The sequence below is a fragment of the Sphingopyxis sp. SE2 genome (assembly GCF_032227185.1).
In the GTDB taxonomy this organism is placed as follows: Bacteria; Pseudomonadota; Alphaproteobacteria; order Sphingomonadales; family Sphingomonadaceae; genus Sphingopyxis.
This window is the reverse complement of record NZ_JAPMXW010000001.1, coordinates 527,867-542,772: the sequence shown is the minus strand read 5'-3', so window position 1 is coordinate 542,772 and position 14,906 is coordinate 527,867. Positions and strand designations below refer to the sequence as shown.

Genomic DNA, 14,906 nt, shown 5'->3' with positions numbered 1-14,906 from the left:
GTGAGCGGACCCAAATCGGGTTCGGGGTCAAAAGGCGGTCGCGATGCCCTTGCCCAGATAGCAGGGCAGTTGGTGCAGCACGTCGGCCTTCGGCACTCCGTCTTCGATCAGGTCGGGCGGCACTTCGGACGTGTCGATGCGCACGACCGTCCAGCCGGCGCCCGGCGCGGTGCGGTGGACGACGACATAGCCGCAGTCCATCGTGCCGTCCTTGCGGTCGCCGCGAAAATCGAAGGCGGCATAGAGCCCCGCGGGCTGACCGGCGGGATCGAGATACCAGCTGAGGCGCAGCGGGCGGATTTGCCCGTCGGCCCACAAGGTTTCCCGCTTGCGCAGGTTCATTTCCCATTCGAGCCGCGGGTTCGATGCCTGGAACGACAGGCGAAACATCGCATAGGCGGCCGCGAAATCGCGCTTTTCGAGCGCGAGCGTATATTCGGCGAACCGGTCGACGGCGCCTTCCTCGTCGGACGACGAAGGCTGGAACATGACGCCCTCGGGAGCGACGACCTCGCGCTCGACCTCGGGCGCGAGCGTCGGCGGCGCCGCCACAGCCGCCGGAGTCGCCGCCATCAAGGCCGCGCCGGCGAACAGCACGCAGCCCCGAAGATCAATAGCCATAATAGGCGCCGCCCTTTTCGCGCGCGCGGCGCCATGCCGGCCGGTCGTGGCACGCGCTCACAAAGGCGGCGAGTTTGGGATAGCGCGGTGCCATGCCCTGCATGATCGCGATTTCGGCGGGGAAGCTCAGCATGATGTCGGCCGCCGACAAATCGTCGCCGATGAAATGACCATTCTCGCCGACGCGGCTTTCCATATAGGCGAAATGCGCGTCGAGCTGCTGCGCGATGCGCGGCTCGAGCGGCGCCGCGGCTTCGCCGAGCCGCGCGGTATAAAGCCGCAGCAGGATCGGCGTCATCGCCGACCCTTCTGCGAAGTGCAGCCATTCAAGGTGGCTGATATGGGCATCGCTGCCGCGTTCGGGAACCAGATGCCCGCCGCCGTGCCGCTCGCAGAGATATTCGGTGATCGCGCCCGATTCGGTGATGACGCGGCCCCCACCGCCGGAGGCGGAATCGTCGAACGCCTCGATCACCGGCGACTTGCCGAGCGGATGCACCGCGAGCAGTTCGGGCGGGGCGAGATTGGTGACCGAATCGCGGTCGTAATATTTGATTTCGTACGCCGCGCCGATTTCTTCGAGCAGCCACAGGATGCGCTGCGAGCGGCTGTTGTTGAGGTGGTGGACGATCAGGCTCATGGGCTTTCCTTTGGATCAGGGCCGATAGGGGCCGTTGCGGTCGATCAGCGCCGCGAGTTCGCGTACGAGTTTGGCGCCGAGGATGGCGGTGACGCAGCCGACGTCGTGGCCGGGATGCAGCTCGACGATGTCCGCCCCGACGATCGGCGCGGTCTGTTTGTGCAGCACCGCGAGCAGTTCGCGAACCGTCAGTCCACCGGGCTCGGGATGCGCCACGCCGGGCGCGGCCGACGGGTCGAGGCCGTCGAGGTCGATCGAGATATAGAGCGGGCCGCCCAGAACCGGGACGCGGTCGGGCGAGAAATCGGCCATCGGCACGATTTCGACACCGAAGCGCGCCGCCTGTTCGCGGCAATGATGGTTGAGGGTGCGGATGCCGACCTGCACCAGCCGCTTCGCGTGGCCCGCCTCGCAAATGCGCGCGAAGGGCGACGCATGGCTGCGCGGGTTGCCGGCGAAATCGTCGTAGAGGTCGGGGTGCGCGTCGAAGTGGAGGATCGTCACCGGTCCGTGACAAGCGGCAGCGGCCTCGACGAGCGGGAAGGTGACGGCGTGGTCGCCGCCGAGGGCGAGCGGAATTTCTCCATCTTCGCGCACATAAGCGATGTGGCGGCGGATCATTGCGTCGTCCTGCGCCGTGTTCTCGGTGAGCGGGAGATCGCCGTCGTCGGTGAGGGCGATGTCGGTCCCGATTTCGCGGCCGAGCTCGCTCGCCATATTGCCGCGGTCGCACCACAGCGCCTCGCGAATTGCGGCAGGACCGGCGGCGGCGCCGCGTTCGAAGCTGCTGTTGATGTCGGTGGGCAGGCCGAAGAGGCGGATCGCGGGCATGCGCCGCTTGTAGCCGCTGCCAAGGTCCGCGCAAGGATCAACGGCGGGCGGGCCGACCTGCTTGGGAGGGGGAGAGCGCAGGTCAAAGGGGCTGGTGGCCCGCCGCCGTCGGCCGGCCGGTTCGAGCAAGGCGAACCGGCCGGAAACAATAGGATCAGATGTCGTCGTCGCCCTCGTCGTCGGGGCCGGCCATCATTTCCTCGGCCACTTCGTCGGTGCGGCCGCGGATCGCGGCTTCGAGCCGCTCGCGCAGTTCAGGGTTCTCGGTCAGGAAATTCTTCGCATTTTCGCGGCCCTGCCCGATGCGGATCGAGTCATAGCTGAACCAGGCGCCCGATTTCTCGACAAGCCCGGCCTTGACGCCGATGTCGAGGATCTCGCCGATCTTCGAAATGCCCTGCCCGTACATGATGTCGAATTCGACCTGCTTGAACGGCGGCGCGACCTTGTTCTTGACGACCTTCACACGCGTCGTGTTGCCGACGATCTCGTCGCCATTTTTGATCTGGCCGGTGCGGCGGATGTCGAGGCGGACCGAGGCGTAGAATTTGAGCGCGTTGCCGCCGGTCGTGGTTTCGGGGTTGCCGTACATTACGCCGATCTTCATGCGCAGCTGGTTGATGAAGATCACCATGCAGCGCGAGCGGCTGATCGAGCCGGTGAGTTTGCGCAAGCTTTGCGACATCAGACGCGCCTGCAGGCCGACATGGCTGTCGCCCATTTCGCCCTCGATCTCGGCGCGCGGGACGAGCGCGGCGACCGAGTCGACGACGAGCACGTCGATCGCGTTCGAACGCACGAGCGTGTCGACGATTTCGAGCGCCTGCTCGCCGGTGTCGGGCTGCGACACGATCAGCTCGTCGATATTGACGCCGAGCTTGCGCGCATAGACCGGGTCGAGCGCATGTTCGGCGTCGACGAAGGCGACGGTGCCACCGGTCTTCTGCGCTTCGGCGAGCGTGTGCAGCGCGAGGGTGGTCTTGCCCGAGCTTTCGGGACCGTAGATTTCGATGACGCGCCCGCGCGGCAGCCCGCCGACTCCGAGCGCGATGTCGAGCCCTAGCGAACCGGTCGAGATCGCCTCGACCTGCATCGCTTCCTTCGAGCCCAATTTCATCACCGAGCCCTTGCCGAACGCGCGGTCGATCTGCGCGAGCGCGGCGTCGAGCGCCTTCTGCCTGTCCGTGTTGTTCACTGATTTCCCCGATTCGACGAGTGACAATTGTCCGGCCATTTGCCGTCCCTTTCCAGCTCTAGAGCGACAGCGGAAGCATCGCAACGCCCGAACCATGTGCCACATTTGTTCTCATGGAACAAGAGGGGAACAAAATATTATCGCTTGGATATCGTCGCCCCCGCGAAGGCGGGGGCCGTCGCCGGACTCGCACTTCACCGCCGGACAAGCCTCCAGCGGCCCCCGCCTTTGCGGGGGCGACGGATTATGAAGCGCCGAATTCCTCAAGGGCCGCCTCGATATCGCTGATCCGGAACGGCTTGGTGATCAGCGTGCGGTGCGCGTGCGCGGGCGGAATGACGTCGCCGCCGCCCGAGGTGAAGGCGAAGGGAATATTTTTGGCGGCAAGCGCGTCGGCGACCGGCCAGCCCTTTTCGTCGCCGAGGTTGATGTCGACGAGCGCGCCGCCGAGCGGTTCGGCGGCGATCAGCGCGAGCGCTTCCTCGTTGCTCGTCGCCTGCGCGGGTTCGGGCAGGTCGAGCGCGTCGAACATGTCGGCGAGCATCATGCCGATCAGCACATCGTCCTCGACGAGCAGGATGCGATGGTTACTGGCCATTCGGCACCCGATGCGCGGCGTCGTCGAGCGCCGCCGACGTCGCCTCGGCGAGCTGCGCGACCGAAAAGGGCTTGGGCAGGAAGGCGACGTCGTCGATGTCGATCGACTGGCGCAGTTGTTCCTCGGCGTAGCCCGACATGAAAAGGACGGGCAGGTCGGGGCGCCTGGCGCGCATCGCGCGCACCATCGCCGGGCCGTCCATCGTCGGCATCACGACGTCGCTGATGATCAAATCGACCTTCTCCATCTGCGCAAAGCGTTCGAGTCCCTCTTCGCCCTGCGAAGCGGTGACGACCTTATAACCCGCACGGGTCAGCGCACGTTCCGCGACCGCGCGCACCATATCCTCATCCTCGACGAGCAGAATGGTCCCGGTGCCCCACTGGCTCTTCTTCGGCTTGGCCGGCGGTGGCACGACCGAAGACGTATCGCCCCCGGCGCGATGGACGGGCAGATAGATCGAAAAACTCGTCCCCTGCCCCGGCTTGCTGTCGGCGAAGATGAAGCCCGCCGACTGCTTGATGATGCCATAGACGGTCGAAAGCCCGAGCCCGGTCCCCTTGCCGACATCCTTGGTCGTGAAGAAGGGTTCGAAAATCTTGGGCAGCACATCGGCGGGAATGCCCGTGCCGGTGTCGCTGACCTTGAGCGCGCAATAATCGGCGGGCGGCATGAATTCATTGCCCATCTGGCGCACGTCGGCCGCCGAGACCGGATAGGTTTCGATCGTCAGCGTTCCGCCGCCCGGCATCGCGTCGCGCGCATTGACCGCGAGGTTGATGATCACCTGTTCGAGCTGGCCCGGATCGGCGCGCACCGCGCCGAGCCCGCGGCCATGATGTACCGAGAGCTGGACGGTCTCGCCGATCAGCCGCTTCAAAAGATGCGACACTTCGGAGATCACGTCGGGGAGCTGCAGGATTTGCGGCCGCAATGTTTGCTGGCGCGAGAAGGCGAGCAATTGCCGCGTCAGGCTGGCGGCACGATTGGCGTTGCTGCGGATCTGTTGAATATCATCATAATCGCTGTCGCCCGGCGTGTGGCGCATCAGCATCAGGTCGCACGCGCCGAGCACCGCGGTCAGGATATTGTTGAAATCATGCGCGACGCCGCCCGCGAGCTGGCCGACCGCCTGCATCTTCGACGCCTGCGCGACCTGACGCTTGAGGCGCGATTCCTCGCTCGAATCCTTCAGGCTCAGGAGCACCGCGGCCTCGCCCAGCCCGCGCACGCCGACGACGCGCATCGACACCGGATCGCCGCTCTGTCCCGCGAGGCGGATCGACAGGTCGCCGCCGACCTGCTGCCCGCTGCTGTGGCGGCGGATCATGTCGGCGAGCGGCCCCTTGTCCTCACCCACGACGATGTCGCCGGGGTAGCGCGGCATTTTACCCTCGGGCAGGCTCGCCGCGCGGACGAAGGCGCGGTTCATGTAAAGGAAGCGCCCGTCGCGATCGACCATCGCGAGCCCGAAGGGCAGCAGCGACAGCAGGGTTTCGACATAGGTCTGTGCGGTGCCGCGGTCGGTCGGGCCCATTTCCTCGTCGAGCAGCGCGAGCAGCATCGGCGTGTTGCTGTCGGCGGGGGCGAGCGGGATCTGGATCAGGCGCACCGGGGTCGCGCGGTCGCCTTCGCGCGCGAAATAGAGCGCGCCGGCATCGTCGAGGCGGATCATCGGCGCGACGTCGCGGCCGGCATAATGAACCGCGTCATCCTCACCCAGCGCGCGGAGGAGGAAAGCCTGATTGGCGACGCGCAGCCGCCCTTCGGAGCTGACGAGCGCCGCCATCACCCCCGAATGACCAAGCGTGCGCCCCGCGGGACCGTCGAGATGCCGGCCGATTTCAGCGACGAGATCGAGCCGTTCGAGCGCCGAGAAGCGCCAGACGAGATAATCCTCCGACTGTCCTGTGCGCGTCACCTGCGCACGCAATTGCAGCGGGCCGATCGCGATATCTTCGGCATATCCCTCGCCGTCGCGCCACGCGACGCGGCCGGCATTTTTCAGCTCTTCGGCGCCGCGCCCTTCGAGCGGCAGGCCCGGCGGCGTCACGAAGCCATTGAACCATGTTCCGAACAGGTCGTTCGCGCAGACCATCCGCCCCGCGCGGTCGGTCACTGCGATCGCGACATCGTCGTGACTGACCGCCTGGCGCAGCATCGTCCAGTCGGGCGCGCCCGCCTCCCCCGACACCGCCGCGGGGAACAGGCGGCGCGCGAGCAGCACGCCACCCACAGCAACGGCAAGCCCGGCAAGGAAGCCCGCCGCCAACACCATGTCGCGCGTCGCCCAGAACAGCAATGCGGCGGACAGCGCAGCCAGTCCGCCGAGTATCGCCTTGTCGACCGGCGACAGGCTGGCCGGCGTTGACAGGAGCCCGGCGGGGCCCGCCCCCCTGATGACATCACCATCAGCGGAGGGCAGGCTTTGTACGGTCAACGGCTGTCTTTCCTAATGGCGCATCACCAGATGCGGACGCGGTCCTTGGGCGCCAGATAGAGCTTCTGGCCTTGCTTGATCTGATAGGCCTTATACCAAGGGTCAAGATTGCGCGAGACCCAAGTCCGCTGGATCGAGGGCGAATGCGGATCGGTCGTGATGCGCTGCGACAGATTCTGTTCGCGATAATTGCGGCGCCAGACCTGCGCCCAGCCGAGGAAGAAGCGCTGGTCGCCGGTCAGCCCGTCGATCACCGGCGCTTCCTTGCCGCCCAGCGACTTTTTATAGGCGTCGTAAGCGATCGTCAGGCCCGCGAGGTCGCCGATATTCTCACCCAGCGTGAAGGTGCCGTCGAGCTTTTCGCCCGGCAGGACTTCATAGGCGTCATATTGCGCGACGAGCGCCTTGCCCGCCGCCTCGAACGCCGCGACGTCGGCGGGGGTCCACCAGTCTGCGAGCTTGCCGGTCTCGTCATATTTCGCGCCCTGATCGTCGAAATGATGGCTGATTTCATGGCCGATCACCGCGCCGATGCCGCCATAGTTGATCGCATCGTCGGCGTGCGGATCGAAGAAGGGCGGCTGCAGGATCGCGGCGGGGAAGACAATCTCGTTCATCCCGAAATTGGCATAGGCGTTGACCGTCATCGGGGTCATCCCCCACTCCCAGCGGCGGATCGGGCCGCCGAGGCGGCTGATATTGTCGTCGTGCGCGAACTGGTTCGAGCGGAGCGCGTTACCGAACAGGTCGCCGGTCTTGATTTCGAGCTTGCTATAATCTTTCCAGCGATCGGGATAGCCGATCTTGGTCGTGAAATTGGCGAGCTTCTTCTTCGCCTTCACCTTTGTTTCGGGCTGCATCCACGTCAGATTGGTGATGCGTGTGTCGAGCGCGGCGAGCACATTCTTGACGAGCACGTCCATCGCCGCCTTGGTTTCGGGCGGGAAATATTTGGCGACATAATCCTTGCCGACGGCCTCGCCCATATTGCCCGTCGTGAAGTCGACCGCGCGCTTCCAGCGCTCCTGCATCTGCGGCGTGCCGGACAGCGCGGTGCCGTAAAAGGAGAAAGCCTCCTGCGCGACGGCGTCGGGCAGCACGCCCGAGAAGCCGTCGAGGCTGCGCACGATCAGCATGTCGCGGATCACGCCGATCGGCGCGCCCGCTAGCAGCTTCGCCTCGCCGGCGAAGGCGCTCGGCTGCGACACGAGGATCGAATCCTCATTGACGCCGATGCCGCGAATGAAGGTCGCCCAGTCAAAACCGGGCGCGGCCTGCGCCAGCTCGGCGATCGTCATCTTGTTATAGACTTTGGTCGCGTCGCTGCTGTCATTCTTGTCCCAGTGGACGGTCGCGACCTGCTTTTCGAAGTCATAGACCGCCTTGGCGCGCGCCGCTGCGTCCTTTTCGCCCGCGAGCGTCAGGATATTTTCGAGATGCTTCAGGTATGCGGCCTGCAGCTTGGCGTTCCGCTCATTTTCCTTCAGGTAGAAATCGCGGTCGGGCATGCCGATGCCGCCCTGGAACATCGTATAGATGTAAACCTCGGGATTCTTGTCATCCTGCCCGACATAGCCGCCGAAGAAATGCTGGACGCCGCTGCGGTCGGCTTCGGCGAGCAGCCCGGCGAGGCCGGCCTTGTCGACGGCACGGATTTTGTTCAGCCAGGGCTCGATGGGCGCGAGGCCCTTTGCCTCGACCGCCGGCGCGTCGAGATAGGAGGCATAGGCGCGCCCGATCATGCTGTTCGGGTCGGCCTTCGCCGCTTCGAGGATTTCCTGCGTGCGCTTCTGCGACAGGTCGGCGAGCGCGGTGAACATGCCGTAATTCGACTTGTCGGCCGGGATCTGGGTGTTCTTCGCCCAGGTGCCGTTGGCATAGGCATAGAAATCGTCACCCGGCTGGACGCTCTTGTCCATGCCCGAAAGATCGAAGCCGAAGTCGCCGATTTCAGGCTTGGCATCGGTTTGGGCGGCGGGCGCGGCCTGCTCCCGTGCGGTGGCCGGGACGGCGGCAAGCGTCAGCGCGCCAAGCGCGGCGGTCGCCAGCAGCGGCGAAGAGAGTTTCAAGCGAATCATGATATTCCCCGATCATCGATTTGAAGCGACGATCCGCGCCGTCGAAAAACGCCGCGGATCAGCGATGCAACAGCTATAGGCCCCGTTTTCGGGGCGGTTCAACCGGCGGCCGTGTCGCTCGTCGATGCCTCAAGTCGTTGGTCGCGTGCGCGCGCCAGCTTGCGCCGCCAGCGGAGGCGGATCCAATTGTCCCAGAACAGGGTCGCGAGCACATAGCCTACCGCCGCCGAGACGACCGAGATCACGAACAGCCCCGCAAGCATTGCAGGCGCGGCGTCCGAAAACACCCAGCGCACCCACTCGCCCGCCGACGCGCCATGCTCGATCATCGCCGAAAAGGTCGCGCTGTTGGCGTGAAGCCCGAACAGCCAGTCGCCGAGCCACACCGAGGCGAGGATGATGAACGGCGTCGTCACCGGGTTCGAGAGGAAGGTCATCGCCGCACCGATCGGAATGTTCGCGCGAACGGGCAGTGCGAGCAGCGCGACACCCAATATCTGCACGCCGGGGATCAGGAAAAAGATGCCGACGAACAGCCCGAGCGCGGTGCCGCGCGGCACCGACGTGCGCGTGAAGCGCCACAAATGGCTGTGCGCGACCCGGTGCGCGAAGGGCTTGATGAAGCGGCTTTCGAGCAGCTCCTCGCGCGTCGGCGAGTTGCGGCGGATCCAGTTCATCACCGCCGCCTTGTCCCGCCCCTTTTGGTCGCGCTGCTTACCGCCGCTCATCCGCGGTCCTTCATCAGCCGCTGCTTGTCGCGCTTCCAGTCGCGTTCCTTGATCGACTCGCGCTTGTCGTGCGCCTTCTTGCCCTTGGCGAGCGCGAGCTCGACCTTGGCGCGGCCGCGGCTGTTGAAATAGACGGAGAGCGGCACGAGCGTCATGCCCTGGCGCATCACGCCCGCGTGCAGCTTGTTTATCTCGCGCCAATTGAGCAACAGCTTGCGCGGGCGCTTCGGCTCGTGATTGAAGCGGTTGCCGTGGCTGAATTCGGGGATATTGGCGTTAATCAGCCACACCTCGCCGCCGGTTACCTCGGCATAGCTCTCGGCAATCGTGCCCTCGCCGAAGCGGAGCGACTTCACCTCGGTGCCCTGCAGCGCGATGCCGGCCTCGAACACCTGTTCGATCGCATAGTCGAAGCGCGCGCGCCGGTTTTCGGCGACGACTTTCTTCTTGTCGAATTCGGCGGCGGACTGCGGACGGGCCATGACGAAAGCTTAAATCACTCCTGCCGCGGACAATGCGGCGTCGACGGCGGCGCGCGACGCATCGTTCGCCGGGATGATAGGTAGGCGTACTTCGGGCGAAAACCAGTCGTGGAGACGCGACAGCGCATATTTGACCGGTCCGGGCGAGGTGTCGGAGAACATCGCCTTGTGCAGATCGAACAACCGGTCGTGGAGCGTCAGCGCGCGTGTCCAGTCCCCAGCGGCGCAGGCCGCGGCGAAATCGGCGCAGAGGCGCGGGGCGACGTTGGCGGTAACCGAGATGCAGCCCACGCCGCCCATCACCGCGTGCGGAAGCCAGAGGTCGTCGTTGCCCGAGAGCTGGCAGAAATCCTTGCCCGCTCCCGCACGATGCACGGTGACGCGCGCGAGGTCGCCGCTTGCATCCTTGATCGCGACGACGCTCGGGATTTCGGCGAGCTTGCACATCGTCTCGGCGCTGATGTCGGCGACGGTGCGGCCGGGGACGTTGTAGACGACGATCGGCAGGTCGCTCGCGTCGGCGAGCGCCCGGAAATGCGCGATCATTCCCTCCTGGCTCGGCCGGTTGTAATAGGGTGCGACGACGAGCGCGGCGGTCGCGCCGGCGGCTTGCGCGTGGCGCATGTGGCGGATCGCGGTCGCGGTGTCGTTCGACCCGCAACCGGCGATCACGGGTACGCGTCCCGCCGCAGCCTGGATACAGGTGTCGATGACCTGATAATGTTCGTCGAAGCCGAGCGTCGGGCTCTCGCCGGTCGTTCCGCACGGGACCAGCGCGCTGGTGCCCTCTTTGATCTGCCAATCCACGAGGCGCGCAAAGGCGGGCGCGTCGAACGCCCCATCGCGGAATGGCGTCACCAAGGCGGGAATCGAACCCGAAAACATGCTCCGCTCCTTTACAACGACCCGTTGCGACCGGTAGAATCCGGCCAGCGCGCCGCTATTGAACGTCTATTCAGCGCCCCGCAAGGAGTTTGGCACTAACATGGCCGTCATGACCACGCTGCCCCGCATTTCCCGCTTGGCCCTCGCTGCGGCCCTCCTGATCCCCACCGTCGCCCATGCGAGCGAACTCACCCCCGAGCAAATGGCCTGGTATCGCGCCCAGATGGGGCTCGCATCGGTATCGGGACCGCCGCCATCGCCCAATTCGGTCGGCGATGCGGTGATGGAGTGGCGCCGCCTGACCGCGAACACCGGCGCGTCGTTCGACCAGCTTTCGCGCTTTCTGATGGCAAACCGCGGCTGGCCCGACGCAGAAAAGCTGCGCACGCGAGCAGAGAAAGCGATCTCGCTCGACAGCTACGACCCCGCGCGCACCCTTGCCTATTTCCAGTCCTATCCGCCGCAGACCGCGAGCGGGCAGCTTCGCTACGCCCTCGCGCTCAACGCCGCAGGCCGGCGCGAGGACGCCAACGCCGCGGTCCGCCGCGCGTGGACGAGCGGGCCGCTCGACGATTATGAAACGAGCCGCGCGCTCAGCATGTTCCCCGGCGCGATCACCCCCGCCGACCATGACGCGCGCATGGACAAGCTGCTGTGGCTCAACGCGACCGCGGCGGCGAGCCGCCAGCTCGCTTACACCTCGCCCGCCAAGCGCAGCATCTTCGCGGCACGGCTCGCGATGCGCAGCGGCGCGGTCGACGCGGCTTTTCAGGCGGCGGCGGTCGAAAGCGCGAACCCGTCGCTGACGCGCACCGACCCCGGCTATATCACCGCGAAAGCGACCTGGCTGCGTGCGTCGGGGCGCGCCGGCGAAGCGCGCGCGCTGCTCGCCGCGCCGCGGTCGCTGGCAAAACCGCCGACCGATGCCGAAGAATGGCTGGAAACCTTGCTCACCAACGCACGGCTTGCCGATTCGGGCGGCGACAAGCTGACCGCCTATAATATCGCGCGCCAGCTCGACGACGCGCTGCCGCCCGGCACCGTCGTCCGCGAAACCCCGCTCGGCGTGCGCGACGATTACACATCGCTCGCCTGGCTCGCCGGGCAGCTCGCGCTGAACGACCTGCGCCGCCCGGCCGAAGCGGTGCGGCATTTTCGCGCCTATGGCGAAGCCGCACGCTCGGCGCAGACGCGCACCAAGGGCTTTTACTGGGCGGGCCGCGCGGCACTGGCAGCGGGCGACCGCACCAGCGCAAACGCGCATTTCACCGACGCGGCGCAGCATTACGACCAGTTCTACGGCCAGCTGGCGCTCGAGCGGCTGAACCGCCCGCAGCCCAAGCCGACGCCCGACCCGACGATCGAGGTCAGCAGCGGCGAGCGCCGCGCGTTCGAGGACGACCGGCTGGTGCGCGCCGCACGCGCGCTCGGCGAGATCGGCGCATGGCGCGAACAATCGGCGTTCCTGCGCGCGCTCGCGCAACAGGCCAGCTCCCCCGCCGACCATGTGCTCGCCGGGCAGCTTGCCAAGCAAATCGGGCGCCCCGACCTGGGCGTGATGATCGGACGCAGCGCGCAGGCGAACAGCCTCGACGCGGTCGAGGTGTCGGGCTTCCCGACGGTGCGCGTGCCGTCGGGCCACGAAAGCAACTGGACCTTCATCCACGCGATCACGCGGCAGGAAAGCCAGTTCGACCGCGCCGCGATCAGCCATGCCGGCGCGCGCGGCATGATGCAGCTGATGCCGGGCACCGCACGCGAAGTCGCGGGCAAGCTGGGGATGAGTTACGACGCGGGATCGCTGACCACCGACACCAACTACAACATGACCCTGGGGTCGACCTATTTCCAGCAGATGCTGCGCTATTATGGCGGCAGCTATCCGCTCGCGGTCGCGGCCTATAATGCCGGCCCCGGCAATGTGAACAAATGGCTGCGCGCCAACGGCGATCCGCGCACCGGCGCGGTCGACATTATCGACTGGATCGAGGCGATCCCGATCTTCGAGACGAAAAATTATGTCCAGCGCGTGCTCGAAAATGCCGTGGTCTATGACACGCTGCGCGACGGCGGCACCGCGCGGGCGAAGGCCCCGCTGAGCTTCTACCTCGGCAAGCGCACGCCGGGGTAAGAACCGCATGGCGGGGGACAAGATGAACATCATCAGCCCTGCGGGCTATGCCGCGCTGCGCGCCGAATATGACGCGCTGCTTGGACAGGAGCGGCCCAAGCTGGTCGAGGTGATCAGCTGGGCCGCAGGCAACGGCGACCGCAGCGAGAATGGCGACTATATCTATGGCCGCAAGCGGCTGCGCGAGATCGACCGGCGCCTGGGCTTTCTTGCCCGGCGCATGAAGGCGGCGCGCGTCGTCGACCCGGCCGAGCAACCCGACAAGAGTCGCATCTGGTTCGGCGCGACGGTCGAGCTTGCCGATGACGACGATGCGCGGCGCGTGGTCACATTGGTGGGCGATGACGAGGCCGAGGCCGGCGAAGGCCGGATCGGCTGGAACAGCCCCCTCGCCCGCGCGTTACGCGGCGCTGCGGTGGGCGATCTGCGCACCGTGCAGCTCCCCGCCGGGCCGAAGGAATGGGAAGTGATGGGGGTCGGCTATCCCACCGCTTGATTTTCGCCCCTATCCTCACGTTCGCCAAACTTACCCAAACGAATCAATGGGGGAACGACGGCTTTCGACCGGAAGCGGACGTACAGATCCTCCCCATCGCGAAGCGCTGGGGAGGGGGAGTGTTGGGTCGTCCAGTCCCCCGGACTGGACTTGGATTGCCGGGGGCAATCCAACCCTACACTCCGCGAAGCGGTGGTGGAGGGGTCTGGCCTTGCACCGACGCCTGACGGCGTCGACCCCTCCGTCAGCCCTGCGGGCTGCCACCTCCCCATTGCTGCGCAAAGGGGAGGATCTGGACGACAGCTCACCACCCCAAAACTGACATTCCATGCAGCGTTGCGCGCGTCACCATCGACAAAGTGGATGAAGCGCTAACGGCCAATAATCCGATGCCGGGCCGACTATAATGGAGGAAAGATCACGGCTGCAGCAGCGCCGGAATGATCCACACCGCCGACAGTATGATGATCACCGCGATCAACGAAATGGCCAGTACATAGCGGACATTATGTCCCTTTACCCCGCTGCTTGCCTCGGTCTCGGTCACTTCGACATGGTCATCGACGACTTTCATGGTTCGTCTCCCTTTCTGGTTTCTTCAGAACGCGGCCCGTGTGCGGGCGTTCCCGCACGCGGGGCCTGGAGAGAGTTGCCAGAGGGTCTGTAAGCCGGGTTCTGTCCCCCCCTTGCGGGGATAGGCGATCATTCCTCTAGGCGGACGGTTGCCCGAACGCTCAAGCAGTCAACCCGGACGGCGGGGCCGGAACCGACCCTGGATAAATCCGTGCCATCCCTATTCGACCTTGCTCCCGGTGGGGTTTGCCGTGCCGCGTCCGTTACCGTCCGCGCGGTGCGCTCTTACCGCACCCTTTCACCTTTCGCCGGGCCGAGGCCTTTGGCGGTCTGCTCTCTGTGGCACTTTCCCTGAACCGGCCCTTCGGACCGGCCCGCCGGACGTTATCCGGCACCGTGGTTTCCGTGGAGCCCGGACTTTCCTCCCCCGCTTGCGCGGCGGCGATCGCCCGACCCTCTGGCGCGGACGATTATAAGCCTTCCTGCCGAGTTTGACGAGTCAATTGCCCTCGGGCTGCGGCAGCAACAGCGCGAGCAGGATCGCGCGGCATTCGCCGTCGATCGTGCCGTCGATCAGTTCGGGGCGGAAACGCCGCTGGAACGCCACCGTCGCCGCGAAGCCGTCGGTCACGTCATAACCGAAGCGTTCGAGCGCGAGCAGGAAGCCCGCGTCGGTCCACAAGGGATCGGTGAGCTTCTTTGTGGGGCGCGGCAGCGCGAGGCGGCGGCGCGCAAGTTCCTCCCAGGGGAAAAGCTCGCCCGGATCCTGTTTGCGCGTCGGGGCGATATCCGAATGGCCGACGACATTGCCGCGGGTGATCGCGTGGCGGTCCTTGACCATGTGGACGAGACGGACGACCGAGGCGATCTGCGGGTCGGGAAAGGGCACATAGCCCCATTCATGCCCCGGGTTGACGATCTCGATCCCGACGCTCGCCGAATTGATGTCGCTGACGCCGCGCCAGTGCGATTTGCCCGCGTGCCAGGCGCGCTTGTCCTCCGGCACCATATGGGTGATCTGGCCGTCCTCGCTGACGACATAGTGCGCCGACACCTTCGCCTCTGGATTGGCAAGCCAATCAATGGCTTCGGCACCGGTCTTCATACCGGTATAGTGGAGAATGATCATCGAAATGGGCAGCGAACGCTCGTCGAAGTTGGGAGACCAGCGTTCGATAAAATCGCTCATGCGCTTTGCGGGTCCATCC

14 protein-coding genes and 1 other RNA gene are annotated in these 14,906 nt (G+C 65.8%); 2 read left to right on the top strand and 13 right to left on the bottom strand.

The window, feature by feature from the left end; all coding sequences use genetic code 11:
• Positions 1–27: 27 nt before the first annotated feature.
• The 10 genes from OVY29_RS02355 to dapA form a co-directional block, all read right to left on the bottom strand.
• The gene (locus OVY29_RS02355) at positions 28–621 is read right to left on the bottom strand and encodes a hypothetical protein (RefSeq protein ID WP_313910771.1); all 594 of its coding nucleotides are present in this window, start codon (positions 619–621) and stop codon (positions 28–30) included.
• Positions 611–1,261 carry a glutathione S-transferase family protein gene (locus OVY29_RS02350; RefSeq protein ID WP_313910770.1) on the bottom strand — a complete coding sequence of 217 codons (651 nt, stop codon included), beginning with the start codon at positions 1,259–1,261 and terminating at the stop codon, positions 611–613. The genes OVY29_RS02355 and OVY29_RS02350 overlap by 11 nt, the downstream gene beginning before the upstream one ends.
• 15 nt (positions 1,262–1,276) lie before the next feature.
• Complete coding sequence (gene speB, locus OVY29_RS02345) at positions 1,277–2,092, bottom strand: agmatinase (protein WP_313910769.1); 816 nt, start codon at positions 2,090–2,092, stop codon at positions 1,277–1,279.
• A gap of 154 nt (positions 2,093–2,246) precedes the next feature.
• Positions 2,247–3,326 carry a recombinase RecA gene (recA, locus tag OVY29_RS02340; RefSeq protein ID WP_037554714.1) on the bottom strand — a complete coding sequence of 360 codons (1,080 nt, stop codon included), beginning with the start codon at positions 3,324–3,326 and terminating at the stop codon, positions 2,247–2,249.
• Between the two features lie 205 nt (positions 3,327–3,531).
• A complete protein-coding gene (locus tag OVY29_RS02335) occupies positions 3,532–3,885 on the bottom strand; it encodes a response regulator (RefSeq protein WP_313910768.1) in 354 nt (117 codons plus the stop codon).
• Positions 3,875–6,259 carry a response regulator gene (locus OVY29_RS02330; protein ID WP_313912034.1) on the bottom strand — a complete coding sequence of 795 codons (2,385 nt, stop codon included), beginning with the start codon at positions 6,257–6,259 and terminating at the stop codon, positions 3,875–3,877. Before OVY29_RS02330 ends, OVY29_RS02335 begins: the two co-directional genes overlap by 11 nt.
• Before the next feature lie 89 nt (positions 6,260–6,348).
• The gene (locus OVY29_RS02325) at positions 6,349–8,403 is read right to left on the bottom strand and encodes a M13-type metalloendopeptidase (protein WP_313910767.1); all 2,055 of its coding nucleotides are present in this window, start codon (positions 8,401–8,403) and stop codon (positions 6,349–6,351) included.
• A 98-nt stretch (positions 8,404–8,501) separates the two neighbouring features.
• Positions 8,502–9,131 carry a DUF2062 domain-containing protein gene (locus tag OVY29_RS02320; RefSeq protein ID WP_152567587.1) on the bottom strand — a complete coding sequence of 210 codons (630 nt, stop codon included), beginning with the start codon at positions 9,129–9,131 and terminating at the stop codon, positions 8,502–8,504.
• Positions 9,128–9,613: an SsrA-binding protein SmpB gene (gene smpB, locus OVY29_RS02315; RefSeq protein ID WP_037554711.1), complete on the bottom strand. Its 486-nt coding sequence runs from the start codon at positions 9,611–9,613 to the stop codon at positions 9,128–9,130. The genes OVY29_RS02320 and smpB overlap by 4 nt, the downstream gene beginning before the upstream one ends.
• Positions 9,614–9,622: 9 nt before the next feature.
• The gene (dapA, locus tag OVY29_RS02310) at positions 9,623–10,498 is read right to left on the bottom strand and encodes a 4-hydroxy-tetrahydrodipicolinate synthase (protein WP_037554709.1); all 876 of its coding nucleotides are present in this window, start codon (positions 10,496–10,498) and stop codon (positions 9,623–9,625) included.
• Positions 10,499–10,598: 100 nt separating this feature from the next.
• Between dapA and OVY29_RS02305 the strand changes: the two genes are divergently transcribed.
• Both OVY29_RS02305 and greB read left to right on the top strand, forming a co-directional pair.
• On the top strand, positions 10,599–12,629 hold the full coding sequence (locus OVY29_RS02305) for a lytic transglycosylase domain-containing protein (protein WP_313910766.1): 2,031 nt from the start codon (positions 10,599–10,601) through the stop codon (positions 12,627–12,629).
• Between the two features lie 7 nt (positions 12,630–12,636).
• Positions 12,637–13,125, top strand: coding sequence for a transcription elongation factor GreB (gene greB / locus OVY29_RS02300; protein WP_313910765.1), 489 nt, complete (start codon positions 12,637–12,639; stop codon positions 13,123–13,125).
• Between the two features lie 418 nt (positions 13,126–13,543).
• Here the strand turns inward: greB and OVY29_RS02295 are convergent, their stop codons facing one another.
• The 3 genes from OVY29_RS02295 to OVY29_RS02285 form a co-directional block, all read right to left on the bottom strand.
• A complete protein-coding gene (locus tag OVY29_RS02295) occupies positions 13,544–13,699 on the bottom strand; it encodes a hypothetical protein (RefSeq protein ID WP_200880159.1) in 156 nt (51 codons plus the stop codon).
• Between the two features lie 74 nt (positions 13,700–13,773).
• Positions 13,774–14,159, bottom strand: an RNA gene (gene rnpB, locus OVY29_RS02290) — RNase P RNA component class A.
• 38 nt (positions 14,160–14,197) lie between these two features.
• On the bottom strand, positions 14,198–14,887 hold the full coding sequence (locus OVY29_RS02285) for an N-acetylmuramoyl-L-alanine amidase (protein ID WP_037554705.1): 690 nt from the start codon (positions 14,885–14,887) through the stop codon (positions 14,198–14,200).
• Positions 14,888–14,906: the final 19 nt, after the last annotated feature.

Coding starts and splice junctions, on each gene's coding strand:
- OVY29_RS02355 (WP_313910771.1), bottom strand. CDS start 621: ATGGCTATTGATCTTCGGGGCTGCGTGCTGTTCGCCGGCGCGGCCTTG.
- OVY29_RS02350 (WP_313910770.1), bottom strand. CDS start 1,261: ATGAGCCTGATCGTCCACCACCTCAACAACAGCCGCTCGCAGCGCATC.
- speB (WP_313910769.1), bottom strand. CDS start 2,092: ATGCCCGCGATCCGCCTCTTCGGCCTGCCCACCGACATCAACAGCAGC.
- recA (WP_037554714.1), bottom strand. CDS start 3,326: ATGGCCGGACAATTGTCACTCGTCGAATCGGGGAAATCAGTGAACAAC.
- OVY29_RS02335 (WP_313910768.1), bottom strand. CDS start 3,885: ATGGCCAGTAACCATCGCATCCTGCTCGTCGAGGACGATGTGCTGATC.
- OVY29_RS02325 (WP_313910767.1), bottom strand. CDS start 8,403: ATGATTCGCTTGAAACTCTCTTCGCCGCTGCTGGCGACCGCCGCGCTT.
- OVY29_RS02320 (WP_152567587.1), bottom strand. CDS start 9,131: ATGAGCGGCGGTAAGCAGCGCGACCAAAAGGGGCGGGACAAGGCGGCG.
- smpB (WP_037554711.1), bottom strand. CDS start 9,613: ATGGCCCGTCCGCAGTCCGCCGCCGAATTCGACAAGAAGAAAGTCGTC.
- dapA (WP_037554709.1), bottom strand. CDS start 10,498: ATGTTTTCGGGTTCGATTCCCGCCTTGGTGACGCCATTCCGCGATGGG.
- OVY29_RS02305 (WP_313910766.1), top strand. CDS start 10,599: ATGGCCGTCATGACCACGCTGCCCCGCATTTCCCGCTTGGCCCTCGCT.
- greB (WP_313910765.1), top strand. CDS start 12,637: ATGGCGGGGGACAAGATGAACATCATCAGCCCTGCGGGCTATGCCGCG.
- OVY29_RS02295 (WP_200880159.1), bottom strand. CDS start 13,699: ATGAAAGTCGTCGATGACCATGTCGAAGTGACCGAGACCGAGGCAAGC.
- OVY29_RS02285 (WP_037554705.1), bottom strand. CDS start 14,887: ATGAGCGATTTTATCGAACGCTGGTCTCCCAACTTCGACGAGCGTTCG.